Genomic DNA, 15,131 nt, shown 5'->3' on the forward strand with positions numbered 1-15,131 from the left:
TATCGACTATCGACGGGCTTCCTGCGGAAGCCCCTAACACGCGCAACGGCTGGTGCAGCAAGCGGCCAGGTCGTCGGCCCACATGCCCCGCTTGCGGTAGACCTCGAGCGCCCCCTCGTCGAGCCCCATGCGCCGGGCGATGGCCTGCGCCACCACGGGGAAGCGGGCGCGGAACTTATAGATGAAGCAGAAGGCGGTGTTCAGGTGGTTGACCTTGGGACCGCACAGGAAGAGCCCCGGCGTGAGCGTGGACTCGTCCTGCTCGGTGAGCAGGGGCTTAGGGCCGTCGAAGGCGAAGAGGCCCCCCACCTTCTCGAGCCCCCCGCCGAAGCCGGTGGCGAGGACGGGCGGGTGGGCCACCCGGAAGCTGCCCCCCTCGTGGAGCACCTCGTAGTGGCCGTCCACGGCGCGGATCCCCTCCACTTTAAGGCGCGACAGCCGGACCCGGCCACTCTGGAGGGCGGCCTCGAGGCGCTCGTGGGTGTAGGGCGAGAGGTCGACGCTGGGCTCCCCGGTGCTCGACTCCCAGGGGGCGGCGGGGTCGGCCACCACCACCTTCTTCCCGGCCATCGCCAGGTTGTAGGCCGCGTCGATCCCCGACTCGTAACCCCCGACGACGAGGCGCTCCTCGCCCTCGAGGTCGGCCCACGAGCGCACCCGGCCGTAGTGCAGGCCGTTCCTGGCCCCCCTGAGCGATGCCTTGGGGAACTGGAACTCCCCCACCGCCCAGACCACGAAGCGGGCCTCGATGGGGCCCTGGCTGGTGTGGACCCGGAAGCCCTCGGCCAGGGGCTCGACCCGCCCGACGGCTGTCTTGGTAGCCACGGGCAGCTCGTAGTGCTTGACCAGCGCGGCGAGGTAGCGGGCGTAGTCCACGCCCGAGAGGTGCTCCTTGCCCAGGCTGTAGGCCGGGGAGGTGTCGGGGGTGAGGGCGTTGAGGTCGGGGAGGTTGAAGGCGTTGGAGGTGAAGGAGGGGGTGATGAAGCGGGTCTCCTTGGGCCAGCGGCGGAAGGAAGCCCCCACGCCGTAGCGGTCCACCAGCCCCACCCGCAGGTCCAGCTTCTGCAAGGCGATGCCAACCCCCACCCCGGCGGCTCCCGCGCCCACGACCAGCACGTCTACTCGTTCCACGATTCCTCCGTGAATGTAGGGGCTCGCGGCCCCGGCCAACGTTTCGACCAGCCTACCGCTCCGGGCCCTGCACCACCGAGCCTACGCTTTCAGTGCCGGAGACCGGCTCAGCGGAAGGCTTCGCACACCGCCTTGCCGTTGGCGCGGATGAGCTTCAGGTAGGTGTTGACGGCGGCGTCGAAGGCGTCGGAGTAGATCAGCTTGACCCTGGCCCCGGTGGCCTCGGCCAGCGCGCGGGCTTCGGCCTGGGAGAACTGGGGCTCGGCGAAGACCACCTTCACGCCCTGCTTCTTCATCTCCTGGGCCAGCTTGGCGAAGCGCTGGGGGCCGCGCTCCTGGCCCGCGAAGTCGGCGATGGACCCTACGCTGGTGATCCGGTAGCGGCGCAGGAAATAGCCCAGCGCCTCGTGCTGCGAGACCAGCTTGCGCCGGGCAAGGGGGATGGGCTCGAGGCAGGCCACCACCTCGGCGTCGGCCTTGCGGATCTCGGCGACGTAGCGGCTGGCGTTGGCGGCGTAGGTGGCCTTGCCGGCGGGGTCGGCCTGGCTGAGGGCGTCGCGGATCTTCTCCACGTAGCGCACGCCGTAGGTGGGGTCGAGCCAGAGGTGGGGGTCGTAGGCGCCGTGGGCGTGGTCCTCCCCCTTCCCCTCCTCCCCGGCGTGCTCCTCGCCCTCGAGCAGGCCCGGCATCCCCTCGGCCAGTTCGACCACGCGGGCGGTCTTGGGGAGTTGGGCCTCGAGCTTCTCGAAGAAGGGCTCGAGCCCCAGGCCGTTGGCGAACAAGAGCTTCGCGTTCGCGACCTCCCGGACTACCGAGGGTTTGGGCTCGAAGCTGTGGGGGTCGGCAGCGTTGGGCACTACCTGCACCACCCGGACCCGCTGACCGCCCACGTTCTGCACCATGTCGGCGATGAAGCCGAGGGTGGCGGCCACCCTGACCTGGGCCGAGGCCAAGCCCAGCCCGGCCACCGTGAGTATGAGAATGAGTTGGATCATGCGCATGGGTTCCTCCCGAGTCCGCTGCAACGCTCTATATTGATAATGAGTTATCATTCTTGTCAAGTCGTGGCTCTGCTATGCTGGGGCCATGGAGCGCTCCACCCGGCAACGGCAGGCCATCCGGGACACCCTGCGCGAAGCCGACCGGCCGCTGTCCCCCGGGGAGATCCTCGAGCACGCCCGCCAGCAGGTGCCGGGCCTGGGCATCGCCACCGTCTACCGCACCATCAACGCCCTGGTGGAAGAAGGCAGCGTGGTGGTCGTGGACCTGCCCGGCGAGGCCGCCCGCTACGAGATGGCCGGCAAGCAGCACCACCACCACTTCCACTGCACCTCCTGCGGCAAGGTCTTCGAGCTCATGGCCTGCCCCGGCGACCTCTCCTGGCTCGCCCCGCCCGGCTTCCGCGCCGAGCGGCACGAGATCGTGCTCTACGGCAATTGCCCGGATTGCCCGGCGTCTTAGGTTCTGCGTCTGGACCGTCGCATCGGGGCCGGTCAGGCCTTGGCAAGGCCTCCTGGCTAGAGTCGGGAACGTAGGAGGCAAGCCATGTTGAGGCAATTTTATTTCCCCGATAGATTCAGCGACTTATTGGACGAGCTCGAGACGCGCCTGGCCCAGGCCCAGGACCCCCGGCTACAGACCCTCGCGAAGGAGCTGCGCGGCCTAGCCACGAGCTTTTGGGACCTCTCGGACGAGCCCGGCCAGGGCGAGAGCCTGCTCGAGCTGCGCTTTCTGGGGCAGTCCAAGGTGCTGTTGGGGCAAAAGCTGGCCCCGCTGCGGCTGCGCTTCGCCGAGCTGCTCACCGCGCTGGCCCTGTACCCCGAGGGCTGCACCTGCGAGCAGCTGACCCTGCTGGTCTACGGCGAGGGCGGCAACCCCAATTGCTGCAAGACCGAGCTGTGCCGCCTGCGCGACCAGATGCCCATCGGCAGCCGCCCCTACCGCCTGGAGATCCCCTTCCGCGCCGACTTCCTCGAGCTGCGCGACCTGCTGGCGGCGGGCCGGGTCGAGGAGGCGGTGGCGCTGTACCAGGGGCCGCTGCTGCCCAACTCCGAGGCCCCGGTGGTGGTGGAGCTGCGGGAGACCCTCGAGGAGGCCCTGCGCCAGGCGGTGCTGGTGTGCGGCCGGGTGGACGCGCTGTGGAAGCTGGCCGGGCGGCTGCGCGACGACCTCGAGCTGTGGGAGTCGGCGCTGCGCCGCCTCAGCCGCCGCGACCCCCGCTGGGCCATCGCCTACGCGCACAACGCCCGGCTCTCGCACGACTTCGGGGTGGCTCGAGGCGGCACCCCCTTACGGGTTAAGCATTGATTAAGTGAAACCTTAATGTAACCTTCCGCGTGGTGAAATACAGCGATGTAGGTGTCTTGCGCACCGGAGCATTTCCCGACCGGGTTTTTCTTCCTGCATCGCCAGATAGACCGCGCTCTTCCCCGCGTTGCTCCCGTCCGGGGACGCAACCGTGCCGACTTCTACGCCAAGCCTCGCCGCCCCAACCGGCTCGAGCCCGTGGTGAAGAACGCTCGAGGGAGGTGTGAATTATGGCCGATGGACGCGAATTAGAGAGCTTACAGGCAGCATTGGCGAAGGAGGGCGCCCCCTGGCAGGCCGGGATCACCTCGGTCTCCGAGCTCCCGCAGAGTGAGAAGCAGCGGCTCCTGGGGGTTCCGCTCCCCGAGGGCAAGACTGAGGCCGACATCGAGCGGGAGATCGAGGCCAACCGCAGCGCCATGCGCGCGCTGGCCGCCACGGCCATCGGGGCCCCGGCGGCCATGGACTGGCGCAACGTCGGCGGCGGTAACTACGTGACCGCGGTGAAGAACCAGGGCGGTTGCGGCTCGTGCGTCGCCTTCGGCGTGCTCGCCGCGATGGAGTCGCGGCTGCGGGTGCAGCGCGGCAGCCCCGGGCTGGCCGTGGACTTCTCCGAGGCGCAGCTCTTCTACTGCCACGCCCGCGCCGAAGGGCGCAACTGCGGCAACGGCTGGTGGCCCGACAAAGCCCTCGACGCCCTGCGCGACAAGGGCGTCACCGACGAGGCCCACTACCCCTACACCGCGGCCGACCAGAATTGCAGCGGGCTGGTGGCGGGCTGGGAGAACTTCGTCTTGAAGATCAGCACCTACGACACCCTCTCCAACAACGCCGGCGCCATGAAGGAGTTCATCGCCACCAACGGCCCCATCGTGGCCTGCCTCTACGTCTACAACGACTTCTTCAACTACACCGGCGGCGTCTACCGCCACGTCTCGGGCGCGCTGGCCGGCGGGCACTGCGTGAGCATCGTGGGCTACAACGACGCCGGGGGGTACTGGATCGCCAAGAACAGCTGGGGGACCGGCTGGGGCGAGGCCGGCTTCTTCCGCATCGCCTACGGCGAGTGCGGCATCGGCAGCTACGGCGGGGCCTACGGGGTGACGCGGGTGCTCGAGAGCGGCTGGCTGTACAGCAAGAAGGTCGTCGGGCTGTGGACCAACAACGCCGACCGCAACGCCTGGGTCTACCTCAGCGGAAGCGAGGGCAACCTGGGCTGGCGCCGGCTGGCCTACGACAGCGACAACGTCACCCTCGACATGCTGACCCAGCTCTCCACCGCCAAGGCCTTCAACCGCCCCATCAACCTCTACCAGGACAACGGCGTGATCCGGGAGATCTACATACTGTAGGAGGAGAATCATGGCCAACAAGACCAGCCAAGTCCCCCAGCGGGCCCCCGAGGGCAAGGCCAAGCCCACCCTCACCCCCCCGATGACCTCGGTCATCGAGCAGGAGATCGCCAACGCCCCGCTGCCCATCGAGGACATCACGGGCCAGCAGGCGGCGGCCGAGCCCATGGCGCCCACCTTCGAGCCCCCCGCCGCGCGGGCCGTGGAAGGCATCACCGGCACCTGGATCAGCGGCAAGAAGGTCAGCATGCTGTGGGCCAACAGCGCCAACCGCAACGTCTGGCTGGCCCTCACCGACATCGGCTGGCGCAAGTTCGCCGACAACTCCGACAGCGCCGCCATGGCCTTCACCGTGCTCGCCGCCAACGCCAAGGCCACCCAAGGCCAGGTCAGCGTGCGGGAGGAAGCGGACGGCAAGATCTACGAGATCTACGTCTGGTAGAGCGGTTTGTGGGATGCCGGGCCGGCGCGGGCCGAGGCCGACCTTGCCGCAAACCACGACCAGGAAGGGATGGAAGGGGTGGGGGCCGGGGGAATGCCCCCACCCCCTGAGACCGGAGAGCCCATGAGGAAGGTGCTGACCGACGCCGACCACGACCGCGAGGTGGAGCTGCGGCCGGGGGAAGAGCTCGAGCTGCGCCTGAAGGAGAACCCCACCACCGGCTACCGCTGGAGCCTCGAGGCCCCCGACCCGGCCCTTCTCCAGCTCCTCGAGGACGACTTCGCCCTCGATCGCGGCGGGGCCATCGGCGCGGGCGGGGAGCGCATCTTCCGCTTCCGCGCCCAAGCACCCGGGCAACTCACGCTCAAGCTGCGGCACTGGCAGGCGTGGAGCGGGGAAAGCTCCGTGGACCGGCACTTCCGGCTACACCTGCGGGTGGCGGCCTGAGAGCGCTTCCCACGGCGAGCCTCCTGCGGAAGCTGCCCGCCGATAGCGGATGGCCCATAGCCGCGTCAGGCACGGCAGGGACGACCGGTCGTCCCTGCCGCGACCTTTCCCGGCGTAAGGAGCCGGTCAGCGGCGCGTGATACCCGATTCGGTCAGTCCGGCGCCGGACTGACCGGGCCGAAGTTATCCGCGTGGCGGAGGGCGGTAGCGCCCCTCGGGAGGGATGCGCTTGCTTCGCCGGCCGTCAGGGAGGGGTGTGCTCTGGGACCCGAAAAGATAGCCTCTGGGTCTCTTTGGTTCGGGTGATTATCTTTTTGAATCCGGTATGAGGGGGCCGTAGGCCTCGAGCCTGCGGCGCAGTTCCTCGTCGGCCGGGGCGCGGGCCCCGAAGCGGCCGACCACCCAGCCGGCGACCTGCACCGCCAGCCTCCCGGCAGCCTCGGCGTCCCTCGAGCGCAGGTAGTGCCCCAGGAAGGCCCCGCCGAAGGAGTCGCCGGCCCCCGTCGCGTCGATGGCCGCGTCGGCGGTGGCCTCGACCCGGACCACGCGCCCCGACTCGAAGATCAAAGCGCCCTCGGGCCCCAGCTTGAGCAGGATCACCATGCCGGGGAACAGCTCGCAAAGCGCCTCGAGCACCTCCTCGGCCTCCACCGCCCCCGTGAGGGCGCGGCCCTCGTCGAGGTTGGGCAAGAGGAAGTCCACGGAGAGCTCCTGCATCATGCGGCGGAACTTGCGCGGGCCGAGCTCGAGGATCATCTGGTAGGAGCCGGGGTCGAAGGAGACCGTCGCCCCGCCCTCGTGGGCGATCTGCGCGGCCCGGACGGCGGCCTGGCGGGGCGGGTCGGTGAAGAAGGACCAGGCGGTGAGGTGGACGTGCCCGGCCTGCCTCAGCACGGGCTCGGGCAGCTCCTCGGGCAGCAGGTCGAAGTCGGCGCCCTGCGAGGTGAGGTTGGAGCGCTCCCCGTGCGGGTCGATGAACACCAGGATGACCCCGGTGGGCCGGGCCTCGCTCCAGACCACGTGCGGGGTCACGCCCTCCGCGGCCAGGTCCTCCACGGCGTAGCGGCCGAAGCGGTCGCGGCCCACCTTGCCCACGAAGGCGGTGGGGTAGCCCACCCGCGCCGCCCACACCGCCAGGTTGGCCGCCGAGCCGCCCCCCACCAGTTGCACCCGGCCGGTGGTGTCGCCCCCGGGCAGCAGGGGGTGGTCGGGCTTGGCCAGCACGTCCCAGGCGAGGTCGCCTACGGACACCAGAAGTTTGGGTTCATGGCTCATCGGGGCATCCGGGATCGGGAGACCAGGGTCGAGGGCTAACTGAAAGCTTGTGGCTCGTGGTTAAAGGCTTTTCCCCACGGGCCTCCTTCAGGGTCTGGCGTCGGGCGTCGGGCCCGGCGCGCTCACTCCCCCCAGCGAAGCTTGGGCCTGCGGTTGGCCTGCACCTCGTCGAGGCGGCGGACCGGGGTGGTGTAGGGGGCGCCCTCGAGCCACTCCTTGTCCTTGCGGATGACCTCGCCCATGACGCGGGCGAAGGCCTCGAGCGTCTCCTTGCTCTCGGTCTCGGTGGGCTCGACCATCAAAGCCTCCTTGACGATGAGCGGGAAGTAGACCGTGGGCGGGTGGTAGCCCATCTCGAGGAGCCCCTTGGCGACGTCGAGGGTGCGGATGCCCTCGGGCGGCTGGGCCACGAACTCGTGCATGCAGGTGCGGTCGTAGGGGATGCGGAAGCCCTCGCCCTTGAGCAACTCCTTGAGGTAGTTGGCGTTGAGCACCGAAAGCGCCGCGCTCTTCTTGATGCCCTCGGCGCCCAGCATCTTGATGTAGGCGTACGAGCGCACCAGCGCCCCGAAGTTGCCGAAGAAGCTCTTGACCTGGCCGATGCTCTGGGGGCGGTCGTACTCGAGCGCGTAGCCCTCGCCCTGCCGCACCACCTGGGGAACGGGCAGGAAGGGGGCGAGGTGGGCCTTGACGCCCACCGGGCCCGAGCCAGGGCCGCCGCCGCCGTGCGGCACGGTGAAGGTCTTGTGCAGGTTGAGGTGCACCACGTCGAAGCCCATGTCGCCGGGGCGGGCCATGCCCATCACCGCGTTGAGGTTGGCCCCGTCGTAGTAAAGCTGCGCCCCCACCGCGTGGGCCGCCTTGGCGATCTCGAGGATGCGCCGCTCGAAGAGGCCCAGGGTGTTGGGGTTGGTGAGCATGATGGCCGCGACGTGGGGGCCGAGCTCGGCCTGCAGGGCCTCGAGGTTGACCTCGCCGTCGGGGCCGGAGGGGATCTCCTTGACCTGGTAGCCCGCCATGCTGGCGGTGGCCGGGTTGGAGCCGTGGGCGGAGTCGGGCACCAGCACCACCCGCCGCTGCTCGGCCTCGCCCCGGCTGGCGTGGTAGGCCCGGATGACCATGATCCCCGTGAGCTCGCCGTGGGCGCCGGCCGCGGGCTGGAGCGTCACGGCGTCCATGCCGGTGATCTCGCCCAGGTCGCGCTGGAGCTCGTACATCAGGCGCAGGGCCCCTTGTGCGGTGGAGGGGTCCTGGTAGGGGTGCAGGTCGGCGAAGAGCTGCACCGCGGCCTCGTGCACCTTGGGGTTGTACTTCATGGTGCACGAGCCCAGCGGGTAGAAGGTCACGTCGATGCCGATCTGGCGGCGCGAGAGGTTGGTGTAGTGGCGCACCAGCGTGAGCTCGTCCACCTCGGGCAGCCTGGGGGGCTCGGGACGGAGGTTCTCGGCGCCCAGCAGGGCCCCCAGGTCCACCTCAGGGGCCTTGGGGGGCAACACGCCCCGGCGGCCGGGCACGCTCTTCTCGAAGATGAGGGCGGATTCCACGGTGACTTCGGGCTTGTCGGCGATCATGCCAAAACCTCCCGCAAAGCAGCCTCCAGGCGCTCCAGGTCGGCCTCGGTGTGCTGCTCGGTGCAGGCGAAGAGGGCCAGGTGAGTCAGATTCCCTTCGGGACGGGCAGGCCCGTGCGCCTTGGGGCCATACTCCGCCGGGACCGGGCTCGCCGCGTGGATGCCGCGTTCGGCCAGGGCGCGGCGCACCTCCTCGGCGGGCTTGGGGAGCTCGAGGACGAACTCGTTGAAGAAGGGCGCGGGGGTCACCATCTTCACGCCCGGGATCGCGGCCAGCCGCTCGGCCAGGGCGTGGGCGGTGGCGACGGAGCGCACCGCGACCTCGCGCAGGCCCTGCGGCCCCAGCGCGGCCAGGTAGACCGCGCCCATCAGCGCGGTGAGCTGGGCGTTGGTGGTGATGTTGGACTTGGCCTTGGCCCGGCGGATGTACTGCTCGCGGGCCTGCAGGGTGAGGATGTAGCCGCGCTTGCCGTCGGCGTCGGTGGTCTCGGAGACCAGACGGCCCGGCAACTGGCGCACCAGCTCCGCCCGCACCGCCATGAAGCCGAAGTGGGGGCCGCCGTAGGCCATGGCGTTGCCCAAAGGCTGCCCCTCCCCTACCGCCACGTCGGCGCCGTAGGCGCCGGGGGCCTTGAGCACGGCCAGCGAGACGGGGTCCACGACCGCCACGAACTGCGCCCCCGCCGCGTGGGCGGCCTCGGCCAGGGGGGCCAGGTTCTCCACGGTGCCCAGGAAGTTGGGGTTCTGCCCCACCACCGCGCCCACCCCCTCGGGCAACCGGGGCACGGTCTTGCCCTCCACCAACGGCAGCGTCACCACCTCGGCGCCCACCGCGTCGGCGTAGGTCTGGACCACCCGGCGGTACTCGGGGTGGACCCCCTGCGAGAGGGCGACCTTCATCCGGCCGCTCTCGCGCAGCGCCAGCAGCACCCCCTCGGCCAGGGCGCTCGAGCCGTCGTACATCGAGGCGTTGGCGACCGGCAGGCCGGTGAGCTCGCTGATCATGGTCTGGTACTCGAAGATGGCCTGCAAGAGCCCCTGGCTGGCCTCGGGCTGGTAAGGCGTGTAGGCCGTGAGGAACTCCGCCCGTGCCGCCAGCGCCGGGACCACGGCGGGCACGTAGTGGCTGCGGATGCCCCCGCCCAGGAAGGAGGCCACGGCGCTGCCGTTCTGGGCGGCCAGCTCACGTAAGTGCCGCATCAGCTCGGCCTCGCTGAGCGGGGGGTCGAGCCGCAGCTCGGGGTCGCGGATCTCGGCGGGCACGTCCTCGAAGAGCTCGAGCAGGCTCCTGGCGCCCACGCGCTCGAGCATGGCCTGGAGGTCTTGGGGGGTGTGCGGGGTATAGTCCATAGCGTCTCGCTGATAGCTTATAGCCGATAGCGATAGCCAAAAGTCACCTGGGCTATCCGCTATCAGCTACGGGGCTATTGGCCTTTACTGGCTTTCCGCGAACTCCTGGTAGGCGGGCGCCTCGAGCAGTTTCTCCACGTCGGCGGGGTTGTCGGGCTTGATGCGGAAGATCCAACCCCCGCCGTAGGGCTCGGTGTTGAGCAGTTCGGGCTGGTCGTTGAGGTCGATGTTGACCTCGACGATCTCGCCGGAGACCGGGGCGTAGATGTCGGAGGCGGTCTTCACCGACTCCACCGCGGCGATGCCCTCCCCGGCGTCGACCTGTTCGCCCACGTCGGGCAGTTCCACGAACACCACGTCGCCCAAAGCGTCCTGGGCGTAGTCGGTGATGCCCACCGTCACGATGCCGTCGTTCTCCAGCAGGACCCACTCGTGCGTTTTGGTATAGCGAAGGTTATCGGGATATTCCATGATGCCTCCAAGCGTCAGGGCGCACGGCCCAACGGTTTTATCCTAACGGCGCGAACGGCAACTTGCTGACTTTTCCCGCATACAGTTTGCCACGGATTTCCACCTGCAGGGGAGTATCGACCGCGGCGTGAGCCGCGTCCACGTAGGCCAGGGCGATGCCCTTGCGGCTGAGGGGCGACAGGGTGCCCGAGGTGACGTAGCCCGCCTCCTCGCCGCCGGCGAACACCTTGTAGCCCTCCCGGGGGATGCCCTGCTCGAGCACCAGCCCCACTAGGCGCCGCTCGCAACTGCGCGCCAGCATGGCCGCCTTGCCGTAGAAGTCCTTGTGGGTCTTGACCACCCAGGCCAAGGAGGTGCACAGCGGGCTGGTCTCGTCGGTGAGCTCGTGGCCGTAGAGGGGGAGGCCCGCCTCGAGGCGCAGCGTGTCCCGCGCGCCCAGCCCGCAAGGCGTGACCCCAGCCTCCAGCAGCGCCTGCCACACCGCCTCGGCGTCGGCGGGGGCGATGAACACCTCGAAGCCGTCCTCCCCGGTGTAGCCGGTGCGGGCCAGGCGGGCGGCCTTCCCCGCGACCTCGGCCACGAAGGTGTCGTTCTTGCGGGTGGCCGAGAGGTCGGTGTTGCACAGCGTTTGCAGCTTCTCGGCGGCCTTGGGCCCCTGCACCGCGATCAGGGCCCAGTCCTCGGAGGCGTTCTCGAGCTCCACCGCGTAGCCCCCGGCCAGCGCCTGCACGTGGGCCCAGTCCTTCTCGACGTTGGCCGCGTTGACCACCATCAGGTACTCCTGCTCGCCGGTGCGGTAGACGTAGACGTCGTCGACCAGCCCGCCCTCGGCGTTGGGCAGCATGGAGTACTGCGCCCGGCCCACCTTGAGCTTGGACACGTCGTTGGGGGTGAGGTACTGCAAGAACTCCAGCGCCTGCGCCCCGCGGATCCAGAACTCGCCCATGTGGCTGACGTCGAACATCCCCGCCGCCTCGCGCACCGCCAGGTGCTCGGCGCTGATCGAGGTGTACTGGATGGGCATGTCGTACCCGGCGAAGGGCGCCATCTTCGCGCCCAGCGCCCGGTGGGCCACCGTAAGGGGTGTGGTTTTCACAAGGCTGATTATTCACCATCCCCGCCCGCGGCTGCATTGCGGTTTTTTCGGCTCGAGCGGGCCCTGGAGCTTAAGTCTGAAGGAGACACAACCAGGGCACTTCTCGGGCCACCGCATGGCACTGCCGTCTGACGCTCATCCAAAGCAAGCCGAAACCTTCAGAGGCAGGAGCTGGCACATCCACAATGCACGGCTGGGAATGCACGGATGGAAGTACATCTCGCTAGGTTCTATAATCCCTGTGCCTGGATCGCAATCACGACACCGGAGGTCAGGAGTGACGGAGGACATGCTGGAGCTGCTCCGCATCATGAACGAAGAAGGCGTGCGCTCGATCATCATCGGCGGGTACGCCCTTGCTTTCCTGGGCCAGCCGCGCTATACCAAGGACCTCGACCTGTGGGTGGACGCAAACCAGGCCGACCGCCTGCTGAGCGCCATCACCCGTTTCTTCGGCGGTGACAACCTGGGGTTGACGGTCGAGGACTTCGCCACGCCTGGGGTGATCCAGTTGGGCTATGAGCCCAACCGCGTCGACCTCATCGTGATCGAAGGCCAGGACTTCGACGGTGCCTACGAGCGCAGCCTTGACCGCAAGGTCGGGGGCGTTTCCCTCAAGGTGGTGAGTCAGGAAGACTTCGTGCGCCTGAAGCGGGCATTCGGACGCTCTATCGACCTGCGGGACATCGAGGGCTTGGACCCCGGAGGAAACCAATGAAGCTCAAGCCCGCAGCCCGCAAGTACCGCTTCGACGAGGTGCCTCCCGAGCGCGAGCGGTGGCTGGCCCTACCGCTGGAGGTGCGCCTGCGGGCGGTGGTGGAGATGGCCGAGTTCTGGGCGCGGGTGCGGCTCGAGGAGGCCCAGGCGCGAGGCGAGGCGCCCAGCCCGCCCATCTGTATCGAACGCATCTACCCGGTCGCAGTCAAACGGCCGCTGTCGAGGGGACCCCAGGCCCAAATCCCTCCAACCCCTGACCCCTCGCCCTAAGTTTCTCCAGGGTGACTCCATCAGAAGTCACCCTGGAACTCCGACAGCCGCACCAAGGCGTAGCGCGGGGGTGGCTTGCTCAGCCCGCCGTGGCGACCCTCGAGAGCACCAGGCGGCTCACCGCCTTGAGGGTTTCGAAGACGCCCACGCCCGTCGAGGCCACCGCCTCGAACATGCTGTACTTCTTGTCGGGGTCGATGACCATCTGCACCATCTCCACGGGCAGCGCGTCGGGGAGGTCGCGCTTGTTGGCCTGGAGCACGATGGGCACCTCGTCCATGGTCAGGCCGTACTCGGCGAGGTTCTCGCGCAGGTTGCGGAAGGACTCGGCGTTGGCCCGCAGGCGGTTGGGGGCGGAGTCGGCCACGAAGACGATCCCGTCGACGCCGCGCAGGATGAGCTTGCGGCTGGCGTTGTAGAAGACCTGCCCGGGGACGGTGTAGAGGTGGAAGCGGGTCTTGAAGCCCTTGACTTCGCCGAGGTCGACGGGGAGGAAGTCGAAGAACAGGGTGCGCTCGTCCTCGGTGGCGAGGGAGACCATGTCCCCGCGCCGGGTGTCGGGGATCTGGCCGAAGACCCACTTGAGGTTGGTGGTCTTGCCGGACATGCCGGGGCCGTAGTAGACGATTTTGAAGTTGATCTCGCGGGCGGCAAAGTTGATCGTGCTCATCTCAATCGGTCCTCTAGCATTCGCGCCTTAGTTTCCGAATAGCTCGTCCAGCAGTGCGTTGGCACCGTCACGGTAGTCGGTGTCGATACCGAGCTTGTTGGGCGTGACGATGGCTTCGCGGGTGAGCTGCTCGAGGGCCTGGGCGGCCTTCTTGGCCGTGAGCTTGACCCGCCCCAGCGGCGCGGAGTTGTCGAAGAGGATGGTCAGCAACGCCACCTCGCCGATCTCCTCGACGTAGAGGCCGTTCTGCTCGCCCTGGTGGACGATCTCCTGGAAGCGCGGCTCGCCGAGCATCTTGGCGAGGGCCTGGGTGGCGGCGGCGTTGCCGGCGATGAGGGTCGCGAGCGAGTCGAGCGCGGGGGGGCGAGGGGCCCAGAGGGCCTCCTTGTGCGCCAGCACGAAGCCCTTGCGGTCCAAGAGCATCACGTAGCGGGCGCCGCTCTCGCGCAGCAGCTCCTCGAGCGTCTTCATCACGCTCTGAAAGGTCGAGCCGTAGAGCGCTATTGCGGGCTCAATCATATCTAGGTAAGTTTAGCACCATGAAACTCCCCGACACGGTTATCCGTTACGCCCAGGAGACATTGCGCGACCTGGTGGCCCTCCCCTCGGTCTCGGCCGAGCACCGCGCCCTGCCCGAGACGGCCCAGCGCGTGAAGGAATTGCTCGAGGAACTGGGCCTGCGGGCCGAGATCCACCCCACGCCCGGCGCCCCGGTGGTCTACGCCGAGGGCGGGGAGGGCGGCCCTACCGTGCTGTTCTACAACCACTACGACGTGCAGCCCGCCGACCCGCTCGAGCTGTGGGAGAGCGACCCCTTCGCCATGACCGAGCGCGACGGGCACTGGTACGCGCGGGGCATCAGCGACGACAAGGGCGAGCTCACCTCGCGCCTGGCGGCGCTCAAGTGGCTCATCGACGAGCACGGCAGCCTCCCCTTCCGCGTGAAGTTCGTGGTCGAGGGCGAGGAGGAGGTGGGCAGCCCCAACCTCGAGGCCTACGTCGCGCAGAACCGCCAGCGCCTGCAGGCCGACGCGGTGATCTGGGAGTTCGGCAGCGTGGACACCTCGGGGCGCCCGCTGGTCTACTGCGGGCTCAAGGGGATCGTGGCGGTGGAGCTGCGGGTGCGGACGGCGGGCTACGACCTGCACTCTTCGCTGGGCGCGGTGGTGCAGAACCCCATCTACCGCCTCTCGGCGGCCCTGGCGAGCCTGCGCGATAACGACGGCAAGGTGCTCATCGAGGGCTTCTACGACCGGGTACGCCCGCTGAGCGAGGCCGAGGCCAAGAGTCTCGAGACCATCCCCGACGAGTCGGGGCACCTCAGCGAGCTGTACGGCGTGAAAGGGTTCCTGGGCGGGGCGAAGGGCACCGAGTTCTACCGCCGCCTGGCCGCCGAGCCGGTGGTCAACATCAACGGCTTCCACTCCGGCTACGGCGGCCCCGGCTCCAAGACGGTGCTGCCCGCCGAGGCCTTCGCCAAGCTCGACTTCCGCCTGGTCCCCGACCAGGAGCCGCTCGAGGTGGTCGAGCTGCTGCGCCGGCACCTCGACCGGCACGGCTTCGACGACGTCGAGGTGATCACGCTGGAGGCCGGGGAGCACCCCGCCCGCAGCGACCTGGGGGCCCCCTGGGCGCAGCAAGCGGTGGAGGCCCTGCGCGAAACCTACGGGCTCGAGCCCGTCGTGCACCTCAGCTCGGGCGGCAGCGGGCCGATGTACCCCTTCACCCACCACCTGGGCGCCCCGGTGGTGAGCATCGGCATCAGCTACCCCGGCAGCCGGGTGCACAGCCCCAACGAAAACATCCGCATCGCCGACTTCGAGCGCGGGGTGGCCGCCATCAAGCGGGCCCTGGAGAAGTTCGCAGGGCTGTGAGGCGGCGGGCTTTCAGCCGTCAGCGATCAGCGGAAGGCTCGTGGCGCGTGGTGGACCCCTCTCCGCCGGCGGGGAGGGGGTATCCCCCCTGCCCCCCTTGTTAAGGGGGGTGAAGAAGGGGCGTCTTGCGTCTTGCGTTTTGCGTTTGGCTTTTTGCGT

17 protein-coding genes are annotated in these 15,131 nt (G+C 68.9%); 8 read left to right on the forward strand and 9 right to left on the reverse strand.

The features are described 5' to 3' along the window. Window positions 1–33 precede the first annotated feature (33 nt). Together MEICH_RS0113935 and MEICH_RS0113940 are read right to left on the reverse strand one after the other, a co-directional pair. Window positions 34–1,131 carry an NAD(P)/FAD-dependent oxidoreductase gene (locus MEICH_RS0113935; RefSeq protein WP_027893154.1) on the reverse strand — a complete coding sequence of 366 codons (1,098 nt, stop codon included), beginning with the start codon at window positions 1,129–1,131 and terminating at the stop codon, window positions 34–36. Window positions 1,132–1,238: 107 nt separating this feature from the next. Further along, complete coding sequence (locus tag MEICH_RS0113940; protein WP_051304234.1) at window positions 1,239–2,126, reverse strand: metal ABC transporter substrate-binding protein; 888 nt, start codon at window positions 2,124–2,126, stop codon at window positions 1,239–1,241. A gap of 91 nt (window positions 2,127–2,217) precedes the next feature. On the opposite strand from MEICH_RS0113940, the gene MEICH_RS0113945 reads away from it, so the two are divergent. From MEICH_RS0113945 to MEICH_RS25095, 5 genes are all read left to right on the forward strand, one after another. Beyond that, the gene (locus tag MEICH_RS0113945; RefSeq protein WP_027893156.1) at window positions 2,218–2,592 is read left to right on the forward strand and encodes a Fur family transcriptional regulator; all 375 of its coding nucleotides are present in this window, start codon (window positions 2,218–2,220) and stop codon (window positions 2,590–2,592) included. A gap of 84 nt (window positions 2,593–2,676) precedes the next feature. Next, window positions 2,677–3,438, forward strand: coding sequence for a hypothetical protein (locus MEICH_RS25085; protein WP_157202787.1), 762 nt, complete (start codon window positions 2,677–2,679; stop codon window positions 3,436–3,438). A 230-nt stretch (window positions 3,439–3,668) separates the two neighbouring features. Next, window positions 3,669–4,790 carry a C1 family peptidase gene (locus tag MEICH_RS0113955; RefSeq protein WP_027893157.1) on the forward strand — a complete coding sequence of 374 codons (1,122 nt, stop codon included), beginning with the start codon at window positions 3,669–3,671 and terminating at the stop codon, window positions 4,788–4,790. Between the two features lie 10 nt (window positions 4,791–4,800). Next, a complete protein-coding gene (locus tag MEICH_RS27245) occupies window positions 4,801–5,232 on the forward strand; it encodes a hypothetical protein (RefSeq protein ID WP_051304165.1) in 432 nt (143 codons plus the stop codon). 123 nt (window positions 5,233–5,355) lie between these two features. Then, the gene (locus MEICH_RS25095) at window positions 5,356–5,679 is read left to right on the forward strand and encodes a protease inhibitor I42 family protein (protein ID WP_036218567.1); all 324 of its coding nucleotides are present in this window, start codon (window positions 5,356–5,358) and stop codon (window positions 5,677–5,679) included. A gap of 306 nt (window positions 5,680–5,985) precedes the next feature. Here MEICH_RS25095 and MEICH_RS0113970 read toward each other — a convergent pair whose 3' ends face one another. From MEICH_RS0113970 to gcvT, 5 genes are all read right to left on the reverse strand, one after another. Continuing rightward, window positions 5,986–6,954 (reverse strand): carbohydrate kinase family protein, encoded by a 969-nt coding sequence (locus MEICH_RS0113970; RefSeq protein ID WP_027893158.1) that lies wholly within the window; start codon window positions 6,952–6,954, stop codon window positions 5,986–5,988. Between the two features lie 122 nt (window positions 6,955–7,076). Then, window positions 7,077–8,498 (reverse strand): aminomethyl-transferring glycine dehydrogenase subunit GcvPB, encoded by a 1,422-nt coding sequence (gcvPB, locus tag MEICH_RS0113975; protein WP_027893159.1) that lies wholly within the window; start codon window positions 8,496–8,498, stop codon window positions 7,077–7,079. 23 nt (window positions 8,499–8,521) lie between these two features. Then, window positions 8,522–9,874, reverse strand: a complete 1,353-nt coding sequence (gcvPA, locus tag MEICH_RS0113980) for an aminomethyl-transferring glycine dehydrogenase subunit GcvPA (protein WP_027893160.1) — start codon at window positions 9,872–9,874, stop codon at window positions 8,522–8,524. Window positions 9,875–9,958: 84 nt separating this feature from the next. Then, on the reverse strand, window positions 9,959–10,345 hold the full coding sequence (gene gcvH, locus MEICH_RS0113985) for a glycine cleavage system protein GcvH (protein WP_027893161.1): 387 nt from the start codon (window positions 10,343–10,345) through the stop codon (window positions 9,959–9,961). A gap of 37 nt (window positions 10,346–10,382) precedes the next feature. Further along, window positions 10,383–11,441 (reverse strand): glycine cleavage system aminomethyltransferase GcvT, encoded by a 1,059-nt coding sequence (gcvT, locus tag MEICH_RS0113990; protein ID WP_027893162.1) that lies wholly within the window; start codon window positions 11,439–11,441, stop codon window positions 10,383–10,385. A gap of 289 nt (window positions 11,442–11,730) precedes the next feature. Here gcvT and MEICH_RS0113995 point away from each other — a divergent pair, with 289 nt between their 5' ends. After that, window positions 11,731–12,159 (forward strand): nucleotidyltransferase, encoded by a 429-nt coding sequence (locus MEICH_RS0113995; protein ID WP_157202788.1) that lies wholly within the window; start codon window positions 11,731–11,733, stop codon window positions 12,157–12,159. After that, the gene (locus MEICH_RS25100) at window positions 12,156–12,428 is read left to right on the forward strand and encodes a hypothetical protein (protein ID WP_018466320.1); all 273 of its coding nucleotides are present in this window, start codon (window positions 12,156–12,158) and stop codon (window positions 12,426–12,428) included. Before MEICH_RS0113995 ends, MEICH_RS25100 begins: the two co-directional genes overlap by 4 nt. A gap of 79 nt (window positions 12,429–12,507) precedes the next feature. Here MEICH_RS25100 and mglA read toward each other — a convergent pair whose 3' ends face one another. After that, window positions 12,508–13,098, reverse strand: coding sequence for a GTPase MglA (mglA, locus tag MEICH_RS0114005; RefSeq protein WP_027893164.1), 591 nt, complete (start codon window positions 13,096–13,098; stop codon window positions 12,508–12,510). A 27-nt stretch (window positions 13,099–13,125) separates the two neighbouring features. Then, window positions 13,126–13,617: a GTPase-activating protein MglB gene (mglB, locus tag MEICH_RS0114010; protein WP_027893165.1), complete on the reverse strand. Its 492-nt coding sequence runs from the start codon at window positions 13,615–13,617 to the stop codon at window positions 13,126–13,128. Window positions 13,618–13,637: 20 nt separating this feature from the next. Here mglB and MEICH_RS0114015 point away from each other — a divergent pair, with 20 nt between their 5' ends. Continuing rightward, window positions 13,638–14,972 (forward strand): M20/M25/M40 family metallo-hydrolase, encoded by a 1,335-nt coding sequence (locus tag MEICH_RS0114015; RefSeq protein ID WP_027893166.1) that lies wholly within the window; start codon window positions 13,638–13,640, stop codon window positions 14,970–14,972. The last annotated feature ends 159 nt before the right edge of the window (window positions 14,973–15,131 follow it).

Source organism: Calidithermus chliarophilus DSM 9957, assembly GCF_000430045.1.
Taxonomy (GTDB): Bacteria; Deinococcota; Deinococci; order Deinococcales; family Thermaceae; genus Calidithermus; species Calidithermus chliarophilus.